The 26,296-nt window shown below is 39.4% G+C and carries 16 protein-coding genes; 11 read left to right on the top strand and 5 right to left on the bottom strand.

Translation table 11 applies throughout. From position 1 onward, the window contains the following. Window positions 1-310 precede the first annotated feature (310 nt). From pyrG to M0M83_RS15230, 4 genes are all read left to right on the top strand, one after another. Window positions 311-1,948 carry a glutamine hydrolyzing CTP synthase gene (gene pyrG / locus M0M83_RS15245; protein ID WP_213913884.1) on the top strand — a complete coding sequence of 546 codons (1,638 nt, stop codon included), beginning with the start codon at window positions 311-313 and terminating at the stop codon, window positions 1,946-1,948. A gap of 65 nt (window positions 1,949-2,013) precedes the next feature. Then, a complete protein-coding gene (gene eno, locus M0M83_RS15240) occupies window positions 2,014-3,315 on the top strand; it encodes a phosphopyruvate hydratase (protein ID WP_004260453.1) in 1,302 nt (433 codons plus the stop codon). 235 nt (window positions 3,316-3,550) lie between these two features. Continuing rightward, window positions 3,551-9,469 (top strand): TcdA/TcdB pore-forming domain-containing protein, encoded by a 5,919-nt coding sequence (locus M0M83_RS15235; protein ID WP_248466862.1) that lies wholly within the window; start codon window positions 3,551-3,553, stop codon window positions 9,467-9,469. Between the two features lie 382 nt (window positions 9,470-9,851). Continuing rightward, window positions 9,852-11,237 (top strand): DASS family sodium-coupled anion symporter, encoded by a 1,386-nt coding sequence (locus M0M83_RS15230; protein WP_213913888.1) that lies wholly within the window; start codon window positions 9,852-9,854, stop codon window positions 11,235-11,237. A 67-nt stretch (window positions 11,238-11,304) separates the two neighbouring features. Here M0M83_RS15230 and M0M83_RS15225 read toward each other — a convergent pair whose 3' ends face one another. The 3 genes from M0M83_RS15225 to M0M83_RS15215 all read right to left on the bottom strand — a co-directional run bounded on the left by M0M83_RS15225 (window position 11,305) and on the right by M0M83_RS15215 (window position 16,930). Next, window positions 11,305-12,240: a filamentous hemagglutinin N-terminal domain-containing protein gene (locus M0M83_RS15225; protein WP_248466861.1), complete on the bottom strand. Its 936-nt coding sequence runs from the start codon at window positions 12,238-12,240 to the stop codon at window positions 11,305-11,307. Between the two features lie 328 nt (window positions 12,241-12,568). Next, entirely contained in the window at window positions 12,569-15,727 is a 3,159-nt protein-coding gene (locus M0M83_RS15220; RefSeq protein ID WP_125891585.1) for an efflux RND transporter permease subunit, read from the bottom strand. Window positions 15,728-15,742: 15 nt separating this feature from the next. Continuing rightward, window positions 15,743-16,930: an efflux RND transporter periplasmic adaptor subunit gene (locus M0M83_RS15215; protein ID WP_213913889.1), complete on the bottom strand. Its 1,188-nt coding sequence runs from the start codon at window positions 16,928-16,930 to the stop codon at window positions 15,743-15,745. 134 nt (window positions 16,931-17,064) lie between these two features. Between M0M83_RS15215 and acrR the strand changes: the two genes are divergently transcribed. The 3 genes from acrR to mscK all read left to right on the top strand — a co-directional run bounded on the left by acrR (window position 17,065) and on the right by mscK (window position 21,562). Continuing rightward, the gene (acrR, locus tag M0M83_RS15210; RefSeq protein ID WP_125891583.1) at window positions 17,065-17,709 is read left to right on the top strand and encodes a multidrug efflux transporter transcriptional repressor AcrR; all 645 of its coding nucleotides are present in this window, start codon (window positions 17,065-17,067) and stop codon (window positions 17,707-17,709) included. 11 nt (window positions 17,710-17,720) lie between these two features. Further along, window positions 17,721-18,074, top strand: coding sequence for a DsrE/DsrF/TusD sulfur relay family protein (locus tag M0M83_RS15205; protein ID WP_125891582.1), 354 nt, complete (start codon window positions 17,721-17,723; stop codon window positions 18,072-18,074). Between the two features lie 107 nt (window positions 18,075-18,181). Beyond that, the gene (gene mscK, locus M0M83_RS15200) at window positions 18,182-21,562 is read left to right on the top strand and encodes a mechanosensitive channel MscK (protein WP_248466860.1); all 3,381 of its coding nucleotides are present in this window, start codon (window positions 18,182-18,184) and stop codon (window positions 21,560-21,562) included. On the opposite strand, the gene M0M83_RS15195 is transcribed toward mscK, so the two are convergent. Both M0M83_RS15195 and priC read right to left on the bottom strand, forming a co-directional pair. Beyond that, window positions 21,563-21,739, bottom strand: a complete 177-nt coding sequence (locus M0M83_RS15195; protein WP_213913892.1) for a DUF2496 domain-containing protein — start codon at window positions 21,737-21,739, stop codon at window positions 21,563-21,565. Window positions 21,740-21,757: 18 nt separating this feature from the next. Then, complete coding sequence (priC, locus tag M0M83_RS15190; RefSeq protein ID WP_102139397.1) at window positions 21,758-22,306, bottom strand: primosomal replication protein PriC; 549 nt, start codon at window positions 22,304-22,306, stop codon at window positions 21,758-21,760. Window positions 22,307-22,448: 142 nt separating this feature from the next. On the opposite strand from priC, the gene apt reads away from it, so the two are divergent. The 4 genes from apt to recR all read left to right on the top strand — a co-directional run bounded on the left by apt (window position 22,449) and on the right by recR (window position 26,033). Beyond that, a complete protein-coding gene (gene apt / locus M0M83_RS15185) occupies window positions 22,449-23,000 on the top strand; it encodes an adenine phosphoribosyltransferase (RefSeq protein WP_125891578.1) in 552 nt (183 codons plus the stop codon). Between the two features lie 112 nt (window positions 23,001-23,112). After that, the gene (gene dnaX / locus M0M83_RS15180) at window positions 23,113-25,056 is read left to right on the top strand and encodes a DNA polymerase III subunit gamma/tau (RefSeq protein ID WP_213913893.1); all 1,944 of its coding nucleotides are present in this window, start codon (window positions 23,113-23,115) and stop codon (window positions 25,054-25,056) included. Window positions 25,057-25,104: 48 nt separating this feature from the next. Next, complete coding sequence (locus M0M83_RS15175) at window positions 25,105-25,434, top strand: YbaB/EbfC family nucleoid-associated protein (RefSeq protein ID WP_004260403.1); 330 nt, start codon at window positions 25,105-25,107, stop codon at window positions 25,432-25,434. Further along, window positions 25,434-26,033: a recombination mediator RecR gene (gene recR, locus M0M83_RS15170; RefSeq protein ID WP_213913895.1), complete on the top strand. Its 600-nt coding sequence runs from the start codon at window positions 25,434-25,436 to the stop codon at window positions 26,031-26,033. The genes M0M83_RS15175 and recR overlap by 1 nt, the downstream gene beginning before the upstream one ends. The last annotated feature ends 263 nt before the right edge of the window (window positions 26,034-26,296 follow it).

Here is a 26,296-nt window from a genome sequence, read left to right as displayed (position 1 = left end):
GATGGAGAGTTAGAGTAAATAGTTATTCAAAATCAAAGTTAGTGCAAAATCGCATTTTTTATACCTTATAATGAGCTGAAAGGATTTAGCTTTTATGTTTGAACTGTGTTAATCTATAAAAATAGATAAAGATGACTAATTTTGAAGCGATAAAAAAACTTTCGCTTTTAACTTGCTGATAATATTAGAGTATTGATGAAATTTAGCCTTATTATGCTTAGAACATTTGTAGCGAAATTAAGGTTCGGGTATACTGTTTTCCCGTCCTGTTATATCCATCATCTTTTAAACCTAAACTTTCAGGTTCAGCATGAAAACTAATTATATTTTTGTGACCGGCGGGGTCGTATCCTCTCTGGGTAAAGGCATTGCCGCAGCCTCTTTGGCGGCTATACTCGAAGCCCGTGGACTCAATGTGACTATTATGAAACTGGATCCCTACATTAACGTAGACCCAGGCACAATGAGCCCAACCCAACACGGGGAAGTTTTCGTTACAGAAGACGGCGCTGAAACTGACTTAGATTTGGGTCACTATGAGCGCTTCATTCGTACTAAAATGACTCGTCGTAATAACTTTACGACCGGCCGTGTTTACTCTGAAGTTCTGCGCAAAGAGCGCCGTGGCGACTATTTAGGCGCGACAATTCAAGTTATCCCACATATCACTAATGAAATTAAAGACCGCATCATCCGTGGTGGCGAAGGCCATGACGTTGTTTTGGTTGAAGTTGGCGGCACAGTAGGTGATATCGAATCTCTGCCATTCCTTGAAGCAATTCGTCAAATGGCAGCAGAAGTCGGCCGTGAGCGCACATTATATTTACACTTAACCTTAGTGCCATATCTTGCAGCCGCTGGTGAAGTGAAAACTAAGCCAACTCAACATTCTGTGAAAGAATTACTGTCAATTGGTATTCAACCAGATGTGTTAATTTGTCGTTCAGACAGAGTGATCCCAGCGAATGAGCGTGCGAAAATTGCGCTGTTCTGTAATGTACCAGAGAAAGCCGTTATTTCTCTCAAAGATGTTGATTCAATTTATAAAATCCCAGCCTTATTGAAATCACAAGGTTTGGATGAATACATCTGTAACCGTTTTCGTATTGATGCACCAGAAGCTAATTTAGCTGAGTGGGAACAAGTTATATACGAGGAAGCCAATCCAGCGGGTGAAGTCACTATTGGAATGGTGGGTAAATATATCGAGTTACCCGATGCGTATAAATCTGTAATTGAAGCATTAAAACACGGCGGTTTGAAAAACCGTTTAACTGTGAACATCAAATTAATTGATTCACAAGATATCGAAACACGTGGTGTTGAGTTATTAAAAGGTTTAGATGCTATTTTAGTACCAGGCGGCTTTGGCGAGCGTGGTGTTGAAGGGAAAATTCTGACCGCACAATATGCACGTGAAAACAAAATCCCTTACTTAGGAATTTGTTTGGGCATGCAAGTTGCATTGATTGAATTTGCACGTAATGTTGCCAATATGGCAGATGCAAACTCAACAGAATTTAAAGCGGATTGTAAATTCCCGGTTGTTGCGCTGATTACTGAATGGCGTGACGAAGAGGGTAACCTTGAAGTACGTTCAGAAGAGAGCGATCTTGGTGGAACAATGCGTGTTGGCGGTCAACCATGTCATTTAGTGAATGGTAGCCTTGTACGTGAAATGTATGGTTCAGAAACTATCATTGAACGTCACCGCCACCGTTATGAAGTGAATAATTTACTACTGAAACGTATTGAAGATGCGGGTCTAAAAATTGCAGGCCGTTCAGTGGACAATAAGCTGGTGGAAATCATTGAAAACCCTAATCATCCATGGTTTGTGGCATGTCAGTTCCACCCAGAATTCACTTCTACGCCAAGAGATGGTCATCCGTTGTTTGCAGGTTTTGTTAAAGCCGCTGGTAAGTACCAGAAAGGTGAGTTGAAATAAGATATGGGGAGGTCGGCGCAGGTGCACCAACTTCCCAAAATTTAACTTGTACTGAGGAAAACCTAATGTCCAAAATTGTTAAAGTGATCGGTCGTGAAATCATTGACTCTCGTGGTAACCCAACTGTAGAAGCTGAAGTTCATTTAGAAGGTGGCTTTGTTGGTTTAGCAGCAGCACCATCAGGTGCGTCAACTGGTTCTCGTGAAGCTCTGGAACTGCGTGACGGTGATAAAGCACGTTTTCTGGGTAAAGGTGTTCTGAAAGCAGTTGCTGCTGTTAATGGTCCAATCGCAGAAGCGCTGATTGGTAAAGATGCTAAAGACCAAGCTAACATCGATAAAATCATGATTGATCTCGATGGCACTGAGAACAAATCTAAATTTGGTGCAAACGCAATCCTTGCTGTATCTTTAGCAAATGCTAAAGCAGCAGCAGCGGCGAAAGGTATGCCTCTGTATGAGCACATTTCTGATTTAAATGGTACTCACGGTCAATACTCTATGCCTCTGCCAATGATGAACATCATCAACGGTGGTGAGCACGCTGATAACAACGTTGATATCCAAGAATTCATGATCCAGCCTGTTGGCGCTCCAACGCTGAAAGAAGCGGTTCGTATGGGTTCTGAAATCTTCCACCACTTAGCAAAAGTACTGAAGTCTAAAGGTATGAACACTGCGGTTGGTGATGAAGGTGGTTATGCACCTAACTTAGAGTCAAACGCAGCGGCATTAGCAGCAATTAAAGAAGCGGTTGAACAAGCAGGTTATGTGTTAGGTAAAGACGTAACACTGGCGATGGACTGCGCAGCATCTGAGTTCTATAACGCAGAAACCGGTAACTATGAACTGAAAGGTGAAGGTAAAACCTTTACTTCACAAGAGTTTACCCACTACTTAGAAGAGCTGACTAAACAGTACCCAATCGTCTCTATCGAAGATGGTCTGAACGAATCTGACTGGGATGGTTTTGCATACCAAACTAAAGTTCTTGGTGACAAAATCCAACTGGTTGGTGACGACTTATTCGTAACGAATACTAAGATCCTGAAAGAAGGTATCGATAAAGGCATCGCTAACTCTATCCTGATCAAATTCAACCAAATCGGTTCTTTAACTGAAACGTTGGCTGCAATTAAAATGGCGAAAGATGCAGGCTATACTGCAGTTATCTCTCACCGTTCAGGCGAAACTGAAGATGCAACTATCGCAGATTTAGCGGTCGGTACAGCAGCAGGTCAAATCAAAACAGGTTCTATGAGCCGTTCTGACCGTGTTGCTAAATATAACCAACTGATCCGCATTGAAGAAGCATTAGGTAAAAATGCACCATTCAATGGCTTAAAAGAAGTTAAAGGCCAAGCATAATTTATTTTGTTTAGCTAAAATCATTAATGGGAAGCGAAAGCTTCCCATTTTTTTTGAATCAATGATATCCCCCCCTCTAATCAACATATAAAACAACTTTATTGTTAAATAGAAGTCTGTCTGAAATTGTAAGCCAGTAGTGGTTTTTCTATTAATAATAAACTATTTTTATTTTTCCGCTTTTCCGCTTTTCCGCTTTTCCGTTCACTTATATAATATATTCAAAGGAATGAATATGAAAAATGATAAAACTAAATCATTAGTAACTATTACAGAAAATAATATTATTCGCAGCAATAAAATAGCCAATTTAAAAGAGGTGTCAAAGAAATTAACGATAGACACAAGTGAGTTAATAAATTCGAGTGGTATTGTTGAAAAAGGAAAAGTGGAATTTATTAAAACAAAAGATAAACGTTATGTTGTGAGGTATTTAAATGATAGTAAAAATAAGCCTACAATTAATAGCTATTTTTTGAGTTATAACAAAACCGACCAAAGCCATTTCTATCCATACTATATTGATATTCCTAAAAATCCATCAGACAGTTTCTTTTTATTTACAGATACGCTAGATAAACATTCTTTAATTATCACTGATTATGATAAAGATCATTATCGGGTGTATCATGATTGCCGTACTAATAGTTCTATATTATATGACAATGTTGTCATGGCAGTTGATTATAAGGATTACCATATTAAAGGTAAGGAAAGTGGAAATGCAACGGCTTACATGCAGTATATTAATAATGAATGGCAACTATACTACCAAAGGCAAGAGACAAAATATTATGAAGGAAAAAAAACCTTAATATTAAGAGAAAATAGTCGGTTAGTACAAAAATCACCTAGTAAGGAAGTTAATAATAAAAAAGAATTTCTAAAATATAGAGATGCAGTACACCAAGAAACATTGTCATTAGCAAATGAGCTAAATATCGAAGTGAAGAAAATAGATAGTGGTCTCTATATTCAAGATAAAGATTCTCTAGAAAGTACCATAAATAATACGTGGAGAGATTTGAATGCAGTAATTTATAAAAAATTGAATAGAAACATTTCAATATTAGATGAGGTTCAAAATAGGTGGAGACATAAAATAAAACAATTATCTAAAACCTCAGTCAGTGAAAGATTACAAATCAAAGCTTTACAACAAAAAATAATACAGAGTGATATCTACATTAGCCTTTATCAAAACCGTTACAGTAAAGCTTTGGTAGAAGCCCGACAAGTTGAACGTAGTTGGTTATGGTGGCAGCTAAAAGAAAAATATGGAATGAATGCGGTTGTAAAGACAGGGGAGCTGATTATTCAAGGAGGAAGTGATGAAAACAAAAAAACGGTTAATGAGCGTTATGAAAATTTAGTTTTTGTGCATAAGAATTCAAACAATATTCCATTTAGACGACGTTTTAGCGAAGGTATGGAAGATTTTAATGAAGTAAATATTTCAGGTATTAATAGAAAAATGTCGTCTTTAGAATTAAAAAAGTTGTACTTAACATTGGAGCTTAGCCCGATAGAGCGTGGGGCATTGTATCGACGAATTAGTGAAATTAGCCATGAAGAATACATAAAGTATGTATTGAGCGAAACAAGTAAAGTCAGCAAGTTGTTTTATTCCTTTAATAGCCTATCAAACCGGTTAATGCCACAAGACTTCTATTTGTCACTTATGGGGGGAGAAACTAAGGGGCGATGTTATCCATTAGTTAGAGCAATGTCTGTAGCATTAGCTAGAGATGGACAAAATGGTGCAGATGTATTAATTAATAAGCTATTTATTGCTTCTGCGAATCCAAAAGATAAAGACTCAATACTACTTAAATCAGCGCTAGAGAAGCTCCATTCAAATGTTGATGCGGTTGAAGCTTCTTTTTCTCATGGCCGGATGGGAATTGAAGAGACGCAAAATTTATTGGATGTAGGGGAAAAAACAGTAATGTTTGCGATTAATAGCCAAAATCATTCCATGCTGATTGGAAAAGTGGTGGGAAATGACCAATCACATTACTATTTTTATGACCCTAACTTTGGGCTATTTACATTTAATAGCAGTCAAGAACTCTTCATCGCTTTTAAAATGTATATGGTTGAACACAAAATGGCTGATTTTTATTCGGCATTTGGTAGCGCTAAAAAACCTCACTTTGAAATTATTACAATTTCAACTGAAGATATGGCGATTGTCTCTGTTGGTAATGGTTTAAAAGTAAGTCACTTAAGTGATTCAAATGAACTTAGTCAGTTAGCTAAAAGAGAGCAAGAGAGCCGCCGAGTCATTGAAAAGCAGGATACAATAAAAAATGACCTCCAGTTACAAGGAACTCTCAGCATTTTAGAGGCAGAACAATGGGGGGACAGGCTAGATAATTCAATAAAAGGTTTGTTATTTGAGTATCAAATGACGAAAAAGTGGATCCCTATTTTTTCTACTTTACAAGAAACAAAGAATGGAAAATATCGTCTACAGTTCGTTAATTATGACGATCCAGAAAAAAGTCATTGGGTAGAAACGGAAGATACCACTTTTTTAGAGTTTAACCATTACTATAATAAAAAGATGGAAGGATTTAAAGCGTATTCCCATCTTGAAGAAAACGATATTAAGCTAAAAGAGTTTAGCAGTGACACTCACACTTTTGATGGATTAAATACGGGAATTGCTGTTCAATCACTCATTCAATGGTATTCGGATGAAAATAATAGTATTAAACCAATCGAAACTGATGGTTTTAATTTAGCCATTGCTCTAAAAATACATGGTTATATTAATCATGGCATGATCTCACACGGCATAATGAGTGATTTATCTAAAATTATAGGGGTTATTCGAAAAGGATTAAAAAATAATTTAACAGTAGAGTCTAAAGCCATTAATATTTTTTCTTCCTCATTGGTGCGAACAGCGAATGAAAGTACAGCGATTTTATTCAATGGTGCATTAGTTGGTATTGATGTATATGAGCTATCCCAAGCAAAAAACGAACCACAGAAGGTTATTTTTGGTACACAACTTGCCTTTGACTCAGCAAACTTGATAACGGGTGGTGCGAGTTTAGGAGCTGGGCTTCTAGGGGCTAGCGGGGTATCAACATTTATGAGTGGAGCTGGCGTTATTTGCGCTGGTTTGAGTATTGGCTTCACAAGTTTAGCTCGTAATTTTGTCGTTATAGGTGAAGATGCAAAATCTGTCGGCCATTATTTTTATATGTTAGATCAAGCTTATCAAAGTAATGGATATGACTATTTGACTAAGAAAAAAATAGCAACACCAAAATTTGGTGCGGTGTTTAAAAGAATAGATCTTAAAAATAACCAAATAGAATTTGATAGCCAGTATATTTATAGAACAACTTCACATTCTGCAGGGGGAGGGCGAAAAAATTATATTTTTTGGGCCGGTAATTTCCCTACAATGCTTCATGACCGGCAACAAGCTCTAAACATACGTCAAGGTATTGGTTATTCAAATAGCTATAGAGAATTTGATTATTTAGAGGCTGAAATAGTTGTTTTACCAACGACACCTAAATCTTACATTAAATATAATTATAATCTGTGGCCTGGTGCAACAACACGGCATGATAATGGATTTGATATTATTCGTCGCTTAGAAAACACAGATAAATTTGACTATGATTTTTATATTTTTCCAAGTGAGAATACAATAACACAAATATTCCATGAGTATGTAGATACACCAATAGAAGTAAATCTGGATGATAACTATCGTTATGTGGTTGTTCCTAAAATTCCTAATGAATGGTACGGAAAGTTGAATTATTCTATTAAGGGAAATGGTGGGGTATATAAAATAGCACCTCAATTAGGAACGAAAATTACATTATTTGATGAATCTGGTTCTAAATCACCTTCTAATTGGTTTATTGATGGCGCGTTTTTTGAAAATAATGAAATAATAATCCATCATAATAAAGTTGTTATTTCTGGAGTAGAAGTTAATTTTTCGCCATCAATGTCTAAAGATAATATATTGTATATTAATAATAATAATGAGATTTATAAAATTGATTTTTTGAATTTAGGTTACTATCTTATTAGTGAAGATGGTCATAAGTGGGCAGGTAAGGGGGATGAATTATCTGCACATTTGGATAAGTTAAATTCTCAACACAAGTTTAATAGCCAATATATAATAATTGAAAATTATCAATATAAGGGGAGGAATGTGGGGCGTGCATTTTATCAGGTATCCACAGGTCGTTATATTTTCACTCATTCTTCTGATGATAAAACGAACAGCGCGGACTCTTTTGTTATTATTGGTGATTTATTTTATCTTTATTCTAAAAAATACAATTTAATATGGGCGATTAATTCAGATAATAAAATAAAATCCAAGTATATGCTAATTAATAATCAGGGAAATTCTTTTGAGTTAATGAATCTATGGGAAAACAATGGAGCTGTTTATTTTTCATGTCGCTATCAAGATCATGATCTACCGCAAGTTGTGACCTATATGATTGACGGCGATAACATTATACTCATTGGTATTTCTGTTGATGAGTTAACATACTACCGATTATCTGAAGGGCAAGATAAAATACCTAAGAAAATGTTAGAACAGGTTTTAGATAAGTATCTACTATCAGTGAAGGATCATGAAAAACTCGTTAGTGATAAAAATGCAAACCCATCAAATTTCGCGGAAATAATACTCATCACCGGTGTTGATAAGAATAACCGCGTTTATCACGATTGGCTGAAATCTGGCGATGGTACGGTTATTAAGTCAAATGTCATTTCTTATTTAGACTCTATGGATAACAAAAATACGCGCCTCAATAAATTAAGTCAACCTAAAGATATTATATTGGTCGCGAATCTAATTGATGAAAATGATAATGAGGTGTTTTATTTTTATAGTCAAGATAATAGCCTGATTTATCGTCAGGTTGGTTCTGCTCCTAATATATCTCAAATAGGTAAGCAACAAGTTAAGTACATTGAGGTTTCTAATGTAGATAGTATTGTTTTTTCTCACGGGATACTCCTTGTTATTAATCAAGATGGTATTGTTAATCAAATTACAGCTAAAGGAGAAATGAATAACTTTGCAATAAATGAAAATTGGTTTGATAAAAATGTGGTCTGGTGGGGAAATTTAAAGGAAGTAAATAATAAAATGAATTCATATTTATTACTTGGCCTTAAAAGAATGGATAATAATGAAGTTATACCTGCTTGGTATGATAATGGAAATATTATTATTGCTCACCAGTTATCCTCTAAAAACACATTACAATATTTAGGAATAGATAATAAATCGTCTGCTGCTATTATTTATGATATATCAAGTAAGCGACTTTATTGGCAGCCTTTAGCAACAACTATCGAGTTAGAGAAAGCTTTTACTGGAAATAAAATGTATAACCCAGCTTCATTACCATCTTTGTATGAAATATACCCTAACATGAGATTTGAAGCAGTCAAAAAATTAGCTGACGGGTTGCTCATGTATACTTCAAATAATGAAATTTTATATCACGATAGTGCGATTGCTCATGCAGATGGTAATAAAAGAGGGTTTCTCTCTTCATTGCTCATTAAAGGTGGAAATCAAAAAGACATCATTAATCCTCCCGTTATTGATAATGTCAAAAATATTGTCTTGAGCGCTGGAAATGAACAAGATAGCTATGTTATTTCCCGAGCGGCTTGGCTACATTATCAAGTGATTGTTATTAATAATCATGCAAGTGATTATTTAACCGATACTCTCGTTTTACCTGTAGATGATATGGGATCATTAGTTGTAAGCCGTTTTAACGATGATCTTATTCTTACTGATATCAACACTAATAGTATGTTATTAATTAATAAGGCTTTTGAACTAAATGCTGAAAAGTATCAGCATTTGCAACTGCGGTTTTTAAATTCAACAGAAGAAATCAAAGTAAAAGCGATAGTAGAAAACTATGGGCTTACTGGTGTTTTTTTGTCCGAAACCAGTAAATTTGATAAAAGTAGTGAAGAAATCGCACTGAGAAATGAAAATCAATTGTTACAGCTGGCAGATTCAACAGTGTCGTTGAATAACGATGAGAGTACATTTAGCAATCAGCGCATTGTCCATTCCCCTTTAATAAATCCCCCTCTTTACATCGGGCATATATTATAAATTGTGATAGATTAGCCATCCATCAGTGCTGGCTAATAAAATAGCCAAATTTAAATTAAAGTGTTGAGTATAATACTTAAGTGTATTGATTATTCTTAAATTTATCTTTTTTATTGCTTTTTTTTGGTAATTAAAACTGAATGGTCGGTTTTGTAGTCTTTTGTGTCGCTGGAGCGACTCCTAGCTTGGTTTTTGTAAGGAAAATAAAACATTTCTTGTTGATTAAACGAAAAATGAATTAAATTGCGCGGGGTAGATCTCACTTTTAGGTTATCCACATTTTCATCTCAATAAATTAACTCTATATTTCACTCCTTATAAATAACTATTAACAATATGCACGCGCTAAAACTAAACTTGCTTCCAAAGCTATGGAGTAAACATGGACGCTTCAGAATCGTTAACACCATCAGTGAGCCCTACGCCCTCGAACAAACGAGGGTGGATAATCTTAGCTGTTGATATCGTATTATTAATTCTATTACTAAAATATTTACCATTCGATGACAAAGCGAATGCAGGTCTTGCAATGATGGTTTTCATTGGTGTGCTTTGGTTAACTGAAGCTATCCACGTCACCATTACTGCATTGTGTATTCCTATCTTAGCCGTCGGCTTAGGGCTGATGAATACAGGGGAGGCATTGAAATCATTTGCAAACCCAATCATTTTCTTATTCTTCGGTGGCTTTGCGCTAGCGACAGCTCTACATATCCAAGGTCTTGATAGGCTAATTGCTAATCGCTTACTTATGGCTGCTCGTGGGCGTTTATCAGTAGCGGTACTATTACTGTTTGGTGTAACCGCGTTACTGTCTATGTGGATTAGTAACACAGCGACCGCAGCAATGATGCTGCCGTTAGTATTAGGTATACTGTCTAATCTTGATGTCCGCCATGAGCGCAATACTTTTGTGTTTGTTCTATTAGGTGTTGCTTATAGTGCAAGTATTGGTGGTTTAGGTACGATTGTCGGTAGCCCACCAAACGCAATTGCAGCAGCAGCTTTAGGTTTAGATTTCTTATCCTGGATGAAATACGGTGTTCCAATCATGGTAGTGTTGCTGCCTATGATGTTCGTATTGATGTACATGATGCTTCGACCTAACTTAAAACATCGCTTTGAAATTGAATTAGAGCATGTGAAATGGAATGGTAAACGTATTACTGCAATGGGGATTTTCCTGTTTGCGGTTGTTTGCTGGATCACCAGTACTTTCATTAGTGATGCGTTAGGTGGTGTGAAAGATTTAGACACCGTTATTGCAATGATTGCAGCTATCTTAATTGGTATAACTGGCGTAGCTAGTTGGTCTCAAATTCAAAAAAATACTGAGTGGGGCGTATTGATGCTGTTTGGTGGAGGTTTAACACTCAGCGCAATCTTAAGCTCTTCTGGCGCAAGTAAAATCATGGCAGACTGGATGCAAATGACATTTGGTGAAAGCCACTGGTTCGTTATTATTCTTGCTGTTACTGCTTTTATCATCATTCTGACTGAGTTTACTAGTAATACAGCGAGCGCAGCTTTATTGGTACCTATTTTTGCAACCGTTGCTGAAGCATTAGGTATGCCTGTGATTGTCTTAACAATGATCATCGGTATTGGTGCATCTTGCGCATTCATGTTACCTGTTGCTACACCACCAAATGCGATTGTGTTTGGTTCAGGCTATATTAGGCAGATTGAGATGGTACGTGTCGGTGCGGTATTGAATGTGGCCTGTATCCTAGTTATTTCATTGTTTGCTTGGTTTGTCTGGATGTAATTTAGTATCAAAATTCATCTTAACGGCCTCTTTTAGAGGCCGTTATTTTTTGTAGGCTAAATTAAAATTAGTTCGCTGTTTTAGCGATAAGGGCTTGCTGATTTTTCCCTATTTTTATGATGCCTTTATCTGAAAATATAATATCTGCATCTCCACGTACAGAGAAACTCATCGTATTTATAACCCCTTGAATATCGACTTTATTTTGTGGACAAAGAAAACTGTCTTTACATTGATATTGGTGGCTTTCAAGCACAATGTTACGTCCTGTCAATGTAGCCTGTTCATTTAGCTCTAAATGATTACCTTGAATATATGGAATATCAGTTTTGAATTTTGAGCTGTATTTGACAATGCCTTCACTAGGGGAAAGGGTGCTATTGCCAGATGCGCTGATATAGTTTTGTATGGCAGAGTGAATATTAAGGGAATTTTGCAGCTTTATTTGGTCTGCAACGACATTTAATTTTGCTAGTTGAATTGGGTTGCCTTGCTGCTGACTAATACTGATTTGGCTAGCTGGCTGCGTTGAAAACTTCAATTGGTTATAGTCTTCCAATTTTTGGGGTTCGAGCTGGTTATCTTTATCTTTGTTTTTCACATATTTTTTTTCAAACTTACCGGCAATTAAGGAGAGGCTATTAATATTATCAACGGTGCCATCTTTCCATGAAATGCCATTAGGATTCGCAATAACAAGGTTAGCGCGCTGCCCTTTAATACCTAATATTCCTTGCAGTTGGCTTGCTTCAGTCCCTGTAACTTCTGCAAAAATAAGCCTTGCTGCCTTATTATTAAGTTTGTTATTACTGTTAATATCATTATTAAAAATTAAGCCATCGTCATTAGATGAGAGACTTTCAAATGTATTAAATGAAATGTTGTTTTTTAGAGGGGCTTCTATATTAATGACCTTTGCCTTAGAAATATCAGGGGATCCGGCCAATGATGAGTGGTGATATAAAGTACAAGTTAATAGAGTGAATAATATGGTTTTCTTCATTTTTATTAGCTCCTTGCTGTAAAAATCCATTTTATGATTAAAAGTATAATGCACGGAGTGGCTTGTCTTAATAATCAAAAATTATCTGGGTTTAATAAAATATGATACGCAGACCCTCAATTGACCTAGATGAAACACGATATTTCCATTCTAGCCGCACCAAGGTGTGTTTCTATTTTGGTTATCAGACGTCTCTATTTGGGTTATCAAGAGAGCGAAGGCACAGATACTGATTAGCTTGAAAGGGGAGGCGGTCTGCAGCAAGTTAGAATTAATACACAAAAAAAAGAGCCACTTATGTGGCTCTTTTCAATTTACCTATCAGCAATTATTGTGCTGTTGGTGGATGGCTGTGTTCAATATCCTCTGACTTCTTGGTAAAGCGGCGGCGGATCACCACGAAGAAGACAGGTACGAAGAAGATAGCCAATGAGGTTGCGGCAAACATTCCCCCAAGAACACCAGTACCTACTGAGTTCTGGGATGCTGAACCTGCACCGTTACTAAATACCAGAGGGATAACACCTAACATAAATGCTAAAGATGTCATCAGAATTGGTCGTAAACGCATTTTAACTGCATTCAGCGTTGCTTCGACTAACCCTTTACCTTCTTTCTCCATCAAGTCTTTGGCGAATTCAACAATCAAGATTGCGTTTTTCGCCGAGAGCCCAATGGTTGTTAAGAGACCCACTTTAAAGTAAACGTCGTTGTCTAGACCACGAACACTGGTAAACAGTAATGCACCAATAATCCCCAATGGAACGACTAACATAACTGAGAATGGAACTGACCAGCTTTCATAGAGAGCCGCCAAACACAGGAAGACCACTATCAAGGAGATTGCGTACAGAGCAGGGGCTTGGTTACCTGCTAAGCGTTCTTGATATGACATACCTGTCCACTCGTAACCAATTCCTTCAGGCAGGTTTTCAGTGGTGAGTTTTTCCATTAACAGCATCGCATCACCCGTACTTTTCCCAGGAGCTGCTTGGCCTTGAATGTTCATCGCAGGGACACCGTTATAACGCTCTAAACGCGGTGAACCATACTTCCAAGGATCTTTGGATTCGTCCATAAAGGCCGAGAACGGAACCATTTTACCTTGGTTATTACGAACATACAGGTTACTAATGTCAGAAGGTAACATACGGCTTTCTGCGTCACCTTGTACGTAAACTTTCTTCACACGACCACGGTCGATAAAGTCATTCACGTAGCTTCCACCAAACATAGAACTCAATGTTGCGTTGATATCACTGATAGCAACACCTTGAGCCTGTGCTTTTTGTTGGTCAATATAAATACGGTATTGCGAGGTATCATCCTGACCATTTGGACGAACACCTTGAAGCATTTCTGGGTGCTGAGCCGCTAATCCAAGTAACTGGTTACGGGCTTGCATTAATTTATCATGCCCCAAGTTACCTTTATCGACTAACTCAAAGTCAAACCCGTCTGCGGTACCTAACTCAACAATTGCGGGTAGGTTAAAGGCGTAAATCAATGCCTCTTGTTTTTGTGACAGTGCAATATTCGCGCGCTGTACAATCGCATCAACGTGGTTTTCATCGCCTTTACGTTCGCTCCAGTTTTTCAGAACGACGAAAGCGAGACCCATATTTTGTCCTTGACCGGCGAAGCTAAAGCCCCCAACGGTAAAGACCGATTCAACGTTTTTGGCTTCTTCGGTATGGTAGTAGTTATTCACTTCATCCAATACCGCTTGGGTTTGTTCTTGTGTTGAGCCTGGTGGTAACTGGATCATCGACAAGAATACCCCTTGGTCTTCCGCGGGTAAGAAGGAAGACGGTAAGCGGACGAACATGAACGCCATACCAACCACTAACAGCAGGTAAATCACTAAATAACGGCCAGTGCCGTTAAGCATACGGCTTACACTGTCGGTGTAGTGGTGTGCTTGTTTTTCAAATGTACGGTTAAACCATCCAAAGAACCCTTTTTGACTACCATGGCTGCCTTTTTCAATTGGCTTCAACATGGTGGCACACAGTGCTGGCGTTAAGATCATCGCAACCAGTACTGACAAGATCATGGATGATACAATGGTAATAGAGAACTGACGATAAATTGCTCCGGTAGAACCTCCAAAGAAGGCCATTGGGATAAATACCGCAGATAGAACCATTGCAATACCGACTAATGCACCTTGGATTTGACCCATTGATTTTTTGGTCGCTTCTTTTGGAGACAAGCCTTCTTCTTGCATAACACGCTCAACGTTCTCAACAACGACGATGGCGTCATCGACGAGAAGCCCGATGGCGAGTACCATCGCGAACATGGTCAAGGTGTTTATGGAATAACCAAATGCCGACAAGATAGCAAAGGTACCTAACAATACGACAGGTACTGCAATTGTTGGTATCAGCGTTGCACGGATGTTTTGTAGGAACAAATACATAACGACAACAACCAGCATGATTGCTTCCACTAACGTTTTAACTACTTCGTTAATCGAAATTTTAACGAATGGGGTTGTATCGTATGGATAAACAATCTCTAATCCTTGAGGGAAGAAAGGCTTCATTTCCTCAAGCGCAGCACGAACGTTATTAGATGTATCTAATGCGTTCGCACCAGTTGCCAGTTTAATACCAATACCTGCTGCTGGCTTACCATTAAAGCGGGCAATCGTACTATAGTTTTCAGCACCTAATTGAACATCAGCAACATCTTTAATACGTACCTGAGAACCATCTTGGTTAACACGTAATAAAATATTGCTAAATTCTTCAGGGCTATTTAAACGTGTCTGCGCAATGATAGATACGTTTAAACGCTGATTTGCAATAGAAGGTGCTCCACCGAGTTGCCCTGCTGCGACTTGGTTATTTTGTACCTTGATCGCATTAATGACATCTGTAGTGGTCATGTTGTACTTAACGAGTTGCTCTGGTTTTAACCAAATACGCATTGCATATTGGGTACCGAACAGCTGGGTTTCACCTACACCGTTAACTCGGCTAAGAGGGTCTTTAATATTTGACCCTACGTAGTCGGCAATATCGTATTGCCCCATTGAGCCATCGCTAGAAACGAAACCCGCAACCATTAAGAATGAACTAGTTGATTTATCGACACTAATACCTTGTTGCTGAACTTCTTGTGGCAACAATGGCATTGCCAGTTGCAATTTATTTTGCACCTGTACTTGCGCGATATCACCATCAGTTCCTGCTTCAAATGTCAGCGTAATGCTAGCAGAACCTGATGAATCACTGCTCGATGACATATATACCAAGTTATCGATACCGTTCATATTCTGTTCGATAACCTGCGTTACTGTATTTTGTACCGTCTCAGCATCCGCTCCTGGATAGTTAGCTGAAATAGAAACAGCTGGTGGCGCGATGGTCGGGTACTGTGAAACAGGTAACTGGATAATTGCCAACAGACCAGCAAGCATGGTGATAATTGCAATTACCCACGCAAAAATTGGTCTTTCTATAAAAAACTTAGGCATTAATCAGCCGCTCCCTTATTTAGACTTTTCTTCAGGTTTTGCCTGATTGTCTATGGATTGCGTTTCTAAGTTTGCTTCCTTAGGATTCACAACAATTCCTGGTTTGATTTTTTGTAAGCCGATGACAATGACACGATCACCTGCTTGTAGACCTTCAGTTACCAGCCATTTGTTGCCAACTGCTTGTCCTGCTTTAACTTGTCTGACTTCAACTTTATTCTCAGCATTAACAACCATGACTTGAGAAGTTCCTTGAGCCGTACGAGTTAAGCCTTGTTGCGGAACTAGAATCGCATTATCAATAACACCATCTTCTAATACAGCACGAACAAACATACCTGGAAGTAACTCTTTGTTCGGGTTAGGGAACATGGCTCTCATCGTGATAGACCCTGTTGTTTCATCAACAGTGACATCAGAGAATTCTAGAACGCCTTTTTGAGCATATTCTTGACCGTTATTATTGATCAAACGGACAGGAGCTTGCCCTGATTCTTGCTGCACAGCACCTTTCGCTATCTCATTTCTCAGACGTAAAAAATCGTCACTCGATTGCGTTACGTCTACATAGATAGGGTCAAGTTGCTGAACTCGCATTAATTCAGTGGTTTGCCCTGATGATACTAAAGCCCCTTCAGTCACATTCGATTTGCCAGTACGGCCGCTAATCGGTGCGGTGACTTTGGTATAATTCAGGTTGATACGTGCAGTTTCAACCGCTGCGTCAGCCGCTTTGACGGCAGCAAGTGCTTGCGCATAGGTTGAGGTTGCTTGGTCGTATTCCTGACGACTAATGTAATTAGTTCCTAATAATGGTTTATAACGCTTCACCGTTAAGGCAGCCAGATTTGCATTCGCTTGTGCTTTTGCTAGCTCCGCTTTTGCGCTGTCATAGGTTGCTTGGAATGGTGCAGGATCAATTTGGTATAAAGATGTTCCTGCTTCTACGTCGCTACCTTCTTTATAGTTGCGCTTTAAAATGATGCCACTAACCTGAGGGCGAACCTCGGCAACACGAAATGCGGATGTACGGCCTGGTAACTCGGTTTTGAGAGTCAGAGGTTCGGCTTTAAGCGTAACAATTCCTACTTCAGGCGCCGGGCGTTCTCCGCCACCTTGTTGTTCATCGTTACAACCAGATAAAGCCAAGCCACCTGAAAGAACTAACAGAGCCAGAGGTAACACCCCTCTGTTTTTTCGCATAAGTTAACCTCAATTAATCAATATGAGTTCAAAACAAAAATAAGAAAAATGGTAAACAATATGATTTATCACTATGCTATAGTACAAACATACACGAATGTATGTAAATCAGCTTTCGATAGAAACGGGTCACAATGGCACGAAAAACTAAACAACAGGCTGAAGAAACCCGTCAGGAAATATTAGATGCTGCCATCAAAACATTCTCTGAACGAGGAGTTTCTGCCACATCATTAGCCGATATTGCAAAAGCAGCCGGGGTTACCCGAGGTGCAATATATTGGCATTTCAAAAACAAAGTTGATCTCTTTTATCAAGCTTGTGAATTTGGTGATAATCAAATAATACAAGCTGAAGAATATTATCGTTCTAAATATACCAATGATCCACTTTCAATACTAAGAGAATTATTAATTTATATTTTGACTGACTTTATTGAAAGCCCAAAAAATCGCGCTTTGATGGAAATTTTCTTTTTGAAGTGTGAATTAGTTGGTGAAATGGCTGAGTTAGTTGATTTTAAACGCGCTAATTATATTGCGAGTCAATGCCGAATAGTTGGCAATTTGACTGCCTGTATTGATGCAGGACAGCTTCCCGCAGACCTTGATGTGGAATGTGCTGCGATTATGATCCGTTCACTAATGTCGGGTTTATTAGAGAACTGGCTACTCCAATCAGAAAATTTTAATCAACATACAATCACATTGGTTGATACACTATTAGAAACACTAAAGTGTAGTACGACAATCCGGTTAAAACCAATTCAAACTGAATAAGTGGAGTCCATATGTCCTCTATCTTGATTATTGCCAATGGGGCACCTTACGGCAGTGAAACACTGTTCAACTCATTGCGACTAGCGATAACGTTAAAAGAGCAAGAGCCACAGTTAGATTTAAAAATTTTTCTGATGTCAGATGCAGTGAGCGCAGGATTGGCAGCTCAAAAGCCGAAGGAAGGTTATAATCTTCAACAAATGTTAGAGATTTTAACGGCACAAAATGTCCCTGTTAAATTATGTAAAACGTGTACAGACGCCCGTGGTGTGAGTGACTTAACTCTTGCTGATGGTGTTGAGGTCGGCACATTGGTTGAGCTTGCAAGCTGGACATTAACAGCTGATAAGATATTAACTTTCTAGCATTTTACGTAAAATGTGTTTAATTAGATGAAAGTAAGTGTTGGTAGGCGACTATCGGCACTTTACCTAATTAAACAATATTATTATTTGTATAAAGGAATGCCATTATGATGAAACAACAATGGAAGTGGCGGCAGTTAGTATCGATAACACTGTTTTTTTTCATCATATCTTTTTCCAGTTCAATTACGGCATTAACATCTAATAACTTACCTGATAAGAATGAAATAAAAAGTGCGCTCAGCGCATTGAATAAAAAAAGTTCACTCAGTGAAGAAGATAAACTTGCTCTCGCTGATCTGGAAAAAACCTCAGATTTTTATAACGAGCTGGATAAACTTGAACAGCGAACGGCTGAACTGCAAAAAAAACTCAGTAGCGCGAGTGAAGAATCGAAACAAGCAGCACAAGGTTTGTTGCAAATAAAAAATGAAAATAAGCAACGCACCGAAAATTTCCTACGAAAAATACAAGATAGTTCTCTTTCACAATTAGAAGCATTACAAGCCTCTTATTTAGAAAGTCTGCAAATAGAGCAAAATGACCTTGCAACCTATAGTAGCCAATTAATTGGCTTACAAACGCAGCCTGAAAGGGCACAAGCGATGATGTTGGAAAATGCGAGGCGCTTACAAGAAATTCGTAATGAGCTAAATAGTTCATTGAATGAATCTGTGAATTTAAGACCGACTCAAATTACCATGCTGCAAGTTGAACAGTATTTATTGCAGCAACAAAATGAATATCAAAAACGTATTCTACAGGCGAACACTCAATTACAAGATGTGCTGCAAAAACAACGTGATTATACCGCAGCCTATATTGAGCAATTGGAGCACCATATTCAGCAAGTACAAAACGCGATTAGCCATCGCCGACTAAATGACTCCCAATCAACAGTGCGTGAAGCATTGAGTACTTCTGAAACCGATATTGAAGCGCAACAGAATCCCATTATTCAAAAAGAAATTACGATTAATAATGCGCTCAGTGACCGTTTAATCGCAGTGACCGAAAATAGCAATAAACTGGTGCAAAATGGTATTCGAGTTAAAACATGGCTTGAAAGAGCGACACAGTCTGAACGAAATTTAAAAGAGCAAATTAATGTATTACGCGGTAGCTTATTGCTTTCACGAATTTTATTTCAACAACAAATTGACTTGCCACCTGACATTTTAACGAAAAATTTACCCACAACGATTGCCGATTTGCGGCTTGAACAGTTTGATATTAACCAACAGCGTGATGAGCTTTATCAACCTAATGATTATATTACGAAGTTGGAACAGCAATTTGAAATAAAAACAGGGGATGAGCCAGCAAATAGCACATTATTATCAGCTGAAGATAAATCTACATTATTGAAATTATTGGAAGTACGCCGGGGTTTATTAGACGAACTCAACCAGCAGCTTGGTGGGCAAATTTCGCAAGCTATCAACTTGCAACTGGATCAAAACCAATTATTGAGTGTGGTGAGCTCTCTTGAAAATACCTTGGCGCAACAAATATTTTGGGTGAATAGCAATAAGCCAATCGATTTGGAATGGGTTAAAGGTTTCCCTGAAGCCGCAGCGACACAAATTAATAGCTTTGATTTTAGTTTATCGAACCGCAGTATTAAACGAGGAATTAGTAACTCTCTGTTAGTGGTTATTCCACTTGTTTTGGTTGCCCTGTTGTTTATTTGGTTTAACCGTAAAATTAATAATCGATTGCAAGATATTGACCAGCGGCTTTCCAGTTTGCGTAACGATAGTGTGTTAAGCACACCTTTTGCGCTGCTGCTGACATTAATACAAACCTTGCCTATTTCACTGTTTTTACTGGCATTAGGTTACTGGTTTTTGAAAACAGGAAATGTACAAGGGCCCTTCTTTTGGCAATTTTGCCAACAATTGGCGATATTTTGGGCGTTATTTGAGCTAACTTTCCGCGTGTTAAAACCGCAAGGTATTGCGCGAAAACATTTTGGTATCGAAAAAGAGAAAATATCCCAGACGCGGCGCCAAATGCTCCGGTTATCGATTCCGTTGGTACCACTCATTTTCTTCTCCACTTATGGGGTTACTAACCCACTGAAAGTGTCTGAGGACGTGATAGGTCAGTTAATTGTACTGGTTTCTCTTATCTTGTTGTGTATCTTTACGATTCCTTTTTGCAAACAAGTTTGGCAAGAGAAGGGCAGCCACTTAACGCGTAGTATTGTCGTGACATTGCTGACATTTTCGCCATTAATTTTAGTGGGATTAATGATGGCGGGCTACTACTACACCACGTTACGCTTAGCAAACCGTTGGATAGACAGTTTATACCTGTTATTGCTGTGGTATATCACTTATAGCGCGTGTTTGAGGGGGTTAACATTGGTTGCTCGTAAATTAGCATATCAACGTGCCATAGAACGCCGTGCGATGTCGAAGCAAGAAGATGCTGAAAATGAGCCAATCAAAGAGCCACCAATGACTATTGAGCTGATTAGCCAGCAATCGTTACGCCTCACCACGATGGTGTTGTTTATTATCTTTGCATTGGCGTTTTACGCAATTTGGTCTGATTTCATCACTATTTTCTCTTTCTTAGATAGCGTGAATTTGTGGGGTTATACCACCACCTCTGCAGACGGTGGCAATATCTTGCAATACGTGACTCTGGCTAATTTAATCTTAGCGTTAGTGATTATCGTCGTGTCGTGGGTCATGACACGGAACTTACCGGGGTTGCTCGAAGTGTTGGTCTTATCGCGGTTAAAACTTCGTCAAGGTTCCACTTATGCCATCACGACAATATTGACTTATATTATTGTGGGAATTGGGGCGATCGCCTCATTAGGGATGATTGGTGTCACGTGGAACAAGCTGCAATGGTTGGCGGCAGCCTTAACGGTCGGGTTAGGTTTTGGCTTACAAGAGATTTTTGCAAACTTTGTTTCCGGGATCATTTTGTTGTTTGAACGGCCGATCCGCATTGGCGATACGGTGACGATTGGGACCTATTCAGGAACAGTTAGTAAAATTCGTATTCGGGCAACCACGATCGTCGATTTTGATCGTAAAGAAGTGATCATACCCAATAAAGCCTTTGTGACTGAACGGTTGATCAATTGGTCGCTTTCAGACACCGTCACACGAGTAACGATAGCGATTGGGGTAGCTTATGGTTCAGATCTCGATAAAGTAAAACGCGTTTTATTATCTGCAGCCACCAGTAATAGCAAGGTAATGACGGAACCTGCTCCCAATGTTTACTTCACCAGTTTTGGGGCAAGTACGCTAGATCATGAATTGCGTTTTTATGTGCGGCAGATAGGTGACCGTGGTGTGACCAGCGATGAAGTGAACCGTGCGATAGATAAATTATGTCGAGAAAATGATATTGATATTGCATTCAATCAGTTAGAGGTTCATTTGCATAATAGCAAAGGGGATGAAGTGCAAGAAGTGAAACGTACACCAAAAGACAGTGATGACAACCTACCAAGTTAATTAGATTTCATCTGTGCGGGTGGCTTGTGCCGCCTGCATCTGTTTGGAAATATAATCATTTTTAACAATATCAAGAGCTTTTAATACAATATCGGCTTCAATACCTGAATTTTCGAGTAAATAAATCAAATCAACGGCAAGTTGTACTTCTTGGGGGGCATCTTTGAGCGAATTCATAGTGATCCCTTCTGAGATTTAATCAAAATATTGATTTTCTTGATGTTCAATGGCTTTTTCAATACGCAAAAGTGCTTGGCGGCATCGGTACAAACGGCCTGCGAGTACAGCAAGTTCTTTTTGGCATTGGTGCTGCAAACGGTGGTCGGTTAGCTCACTTAAATGAAGTTCTTTTTCACTCACCATGGCCTGCAAGCGTCGTTCATAGTCTTGATGTTGTGATAAACGTTCATATAAATCAACCTGTTCCCTTTTTTTAGTAAAACTGGATTCTTTTTCACGTAGCGTTTGTGTAGAGATCTCTCGTGAAATTGCTTGCATTTGATGGACAATTTTTTCAGTCAGAAAATTGACCTGCTCGCTGTGGTTTAACGTTACGCTATGGCACAATTGCTGGTATAAGGTCTGCAATTCGTTTTGGCAATCCCCCAAACGGGTTGATTTGCGACTAAACAATTGCATATCGAAGCGTGAATGTGAAAATTCAAGATCCTTTATGGGTTCCACTCGTGTTTTCAATTCATCAATTTGCTTTTTTAACGCGTCCAAAAGAGCGGGGATTTTCATTTTTTGTTCTCATTAAGTGTCAAAAATAGCGAAATATTGATATTCAGCAACAAAACTGATGCCAAATTGACGGCTTCTTATTGCATTTTCATGGTACTTTACATAGATTCTACACTTTCGTGTTTACTACATGGCTTTTATTATGACCGCTAAAGAGCAACAACTGCAATTGATTAAAGAAAGTATCGCATCGATTCAAGATTATCCAATCGAAGGCGTGATCTTTCGTGACATTACGACTTTATTAAATAACCCTGCTGCATACCAAGCAACGATTGATATGTTAGTAGAACATTATCAAAATAAAGGCGTCACTAAAATTGTAGGAACTGAAGCGCGTGGTTTCCTATTTGGCGCGCCAGTTGCATTACGTTTAGGCGTAGGTTTTGTCCCTGTGCGTAAAAAAGGGAAATTACCACGTGAAGTATTGAGTATGACTTACGACCTTGAGTATGGCACCGATACGCTTGAGATCCATAAAGATAGCATCAGCCCTGAAGATAACGTCTTAGTTGTTGATGACTTACTCGCGACCGGTGGTACCGTGGAAGCAACGGTAAGAATGATCAAACAGCTTGGTGCTAATGTTGTTGATGCGGCATTTATCATCTGTTTACCTGATCTTGGTGGCGTTGAACGTCTACAAAAAGAAGGTGTTTCTTCTTATAGCCTTGTTGAGTTCCCAGGCCACTAATCTTTATTTTCCCTCTATTTTTATCACAGCCTCGCTGTATAGGTTGAGGCTGTGGTAGCATGGTACTATGATTATATATATTCACGTACCATGTTAAATGACAGTGGAATCCATGAGCTATCAGGTACTTGCCCGTAAGTGGCGCCCCCAAAAATTTTCAGACGTTGTTGGCCAACAGCACGTTTTGACTGCACTCGCTAATGGGCTAACGCATCAGCGGCTTCATCATGCCTATCTTTTCTCCGGCACACGTGGTGTAGGGAAAACAACGATTGCGCGCCTATTTGCTAAAGGCCTTAATTGCGAAACAGGGATCACAGCCTCACCTTGTGGACAATGCGCTAATTGCCTTGAAATAGAACAAGGGCGATTTGTCGACTTAATTGAAATTGACGCAGCCTCCCGAACCAAAGTCGAAGATACGCGTGAATTATTAGACAATGTTCAATATGCGCCAGCACGTGGGCGCTTCAAAGTTTATTTAATTGACGAAGTACATATGCTGTCTCGTCATAGTTTCAATGCGTTGTTAAAAACCCTTGAAGAACCGCCTGAACATGTGAAGTTTTTATTGGCGACGACGGACCCGCAAAAACTCCCCGTGACCATTTTGTCTCGCTGCTTGCAATTCCATCTAAAAGCGTTAGATGTGACGCAAATCAGTGAGCAACTTGAACTCATCCTGAATGCAGAAAATATTGAGCATGACCAACGTGCTCGCCAGCTGATAGCAAGAGCGGCTGATGGCAGTTTACGTGATGCATTAAGCTTAACTGACCAAGCCATTGCGATGGGGCAAGGGAAAGTCACGGCTGATATTGTCAGCCAAATGCTAGGAACCCTTGATGACGAGCAGCCATTAGCCATTATTGAAGCACTAGTACGTGCTGATAGCATGGCGGTGATGGGACAGGTAGAGCAAGCTGCCAGCCGCGGTGCGGATTGGGAAAACTTGCTGGTGGAAATTTTGTCGCAATTACACCGTATCGCGATGATCCAACTGCTTCCTGCTGAACAAGAAACAGATCCGTCATCGACAGAAGGGCGGCTACGGCAGGTCGCAAGGGTCATTTCCCCTGCAGACCTTCAACTGTTTTACCAAACGTTATTAGTCGGAAGAAAAGAACTCCCCTATGCCCCTGAGCGGCGTATGGGGGTTGAAATGGCACTATTACGTGCATTGGCTTTTCATCCTAAAAATGTGATTGCTGAAATTGAAGCACCGCCAAAAGTTATTCCACAAGCCGCTGTTCAATCTGCACCGTCTGCGGCATCAAATATGGCGCAAAGGGTGCCTCCGGCACAAGCGCGAGCAGAAAATCTGCCAGACAATAGCCCAACTTTACAGTTATTGAAGGCTAGGCAGGCGTTACAATCTCCACAAAGTGAGGATCCTAGCCCAAAAAAGGCTAAACCGGTGATGCCTGAAAGGGCTAAGCCGGCGGCATCAGCACTGGAAAGGCTGGCTGCCGTGACCAGCAAACATCAACAAAATGTGGTCAATAAAGCGTCTCTGGCAGCTAAACCACAAAAACCAAAGCAGTACCAATGGAAGCCTCAAAATGAAGAGGCGATGGCGCCAAAAGAGGCAGTGACAACGCCAAGCGGGATCAAAGAGGCGTTGGAATATGAAAAAACGCCTGAGTTAGCCGTTAAAATTATTGAGGAAGGGCGAATTCGTGACAGTTGGTCTGGGAAGATTGCAAAATTAAATATTCCCAAACTGGTTGAACAATTAGCTTTGAATTCATATATAGAAGAGTTAAGCGAGTCGCAAATTGTTTTACATTTGCGCTCGGCTCAGAAGCATCTGGATAAACCATCGGCACACAAAGCGTTGGAAGAAGCTCTGAGCGAACTATATGGTCGTACTGTTGAACTGAAAATCGTTCATGATGATAATAGCGAGGTGAAAACCCCGCTAGAATGGCGACAGGCGATTTATGAAGAAAAACTGGCACAAGCGCGCCAGTCTATTATTGCGGATAAAACGATTCAAAAACTGCGCTCAATGTTTGATGCGCAATTAGATGAAGAGAGTATTCGCCCCGTTTAACGCTACAGTCTCATTGTTAAGCTGTAGCCTCAGTTGTGAGAGATAACTATGTTTGGTAAAGGTGGATTGGGTAACCTGATGAAACAGGCCCAGCAAATGCAAGATAAAATGCAAAAGGTTCAGGAAGAAATCGCTCAACTCGAAGCTACAGGTGAGTCTGGAGCTGGCTTAGTTAAAGTGACCATTAATGGCTCACATAACTGCCGCCGTGTTGAAATTGATCCTAGCTTGCTCGAAGACGACAAAGAAATGTTAGAAGATTTGATTGCAGCGGCATTTAATGATGCTGCGCGTCGCATCGAAGAAACGCAAAAAGAAAAAATGGCTAGCGTTTCAAGTGGTATGCAATTACCACCAGGCTTTAAGATGCCATTCTAATGCAAACAAGTCCGCTTCTTGAATCGTTGATGGAAGCGTTGCGCTGTCTTCCGGGGGTTGGCCCCAAGTCAGCGCAGCGAATGGCTTTTCATCTTTTACAGCGTGACCGTAGTGGTGGAATGCGTTTAGCACAATCACTCACTCGAGCCATGTCTGAAATTGGTCACTGCCGTGATTGCAGAACATTTACAGAACAAGATGTTTGTAATATTTGCGATAACCCACGCCGCCAACAAAATGGTTTAATTTGTGTGGTTGAAAGCCCAGCAGATATCTATGCAATTGAACAAACTGGTCAATTTTCCGGGCGCTATTTTGTGTTGATGGGGCATTTGTCACCTCTTGATGGTATTGGCCCAATGGATATCGGCCTTGATAGGCTTGAAGAGCGTTTGGCGTCAGAGACGGTCAATGAGGTCATTTTAGCAACCAATCCAACGGTAGAAGGGGAAGCGACGGCAAACTATATTGGGCAAATGTGTGGCCAATATGGGGTGGCAGCGAGCCGAATTGCGCACGGGGTGCCTGTGGGTGGGGAGTTGGAAATGGTTGATGGAACCACACTTTCTCACTCGTTGGCGGGGCGCCAACGGCTCTAAAGTCCTCGTCATTCTTTGCGCCGTAGCGTTGTTGTCTTCATGCATCAACCCTAGTCACATACTTGTGTATGCTCCCAGGGATTAATGCATTCGACGCCTAGCTACGGCACAAATTATTTAGAGGACATGATTGGAGATGAATAAAACTATTCCTTTTATTAACTACCTTTAAAATGATTGCGGTTATTATTTTCTTTCTAATCATTGGCTTTTGGTTCTGATGGTTTAAATTTTTTGTTCTTTTCGCTTGAATTTCTGTTTTT

It is taken from the genome of Providencia rettgeri, from assembly GCF_023205015.1.
Taxonomy (GTDB): Bacteria; Pseudomonadota; Gammaproteobacteria; order Enterobacterales; family Enterobacteriaceae; genus Providencia; species Providencia rettgeri_E.
This window is presented reverse-complemented; position numbering and strand designations above follow the sequence as displayed.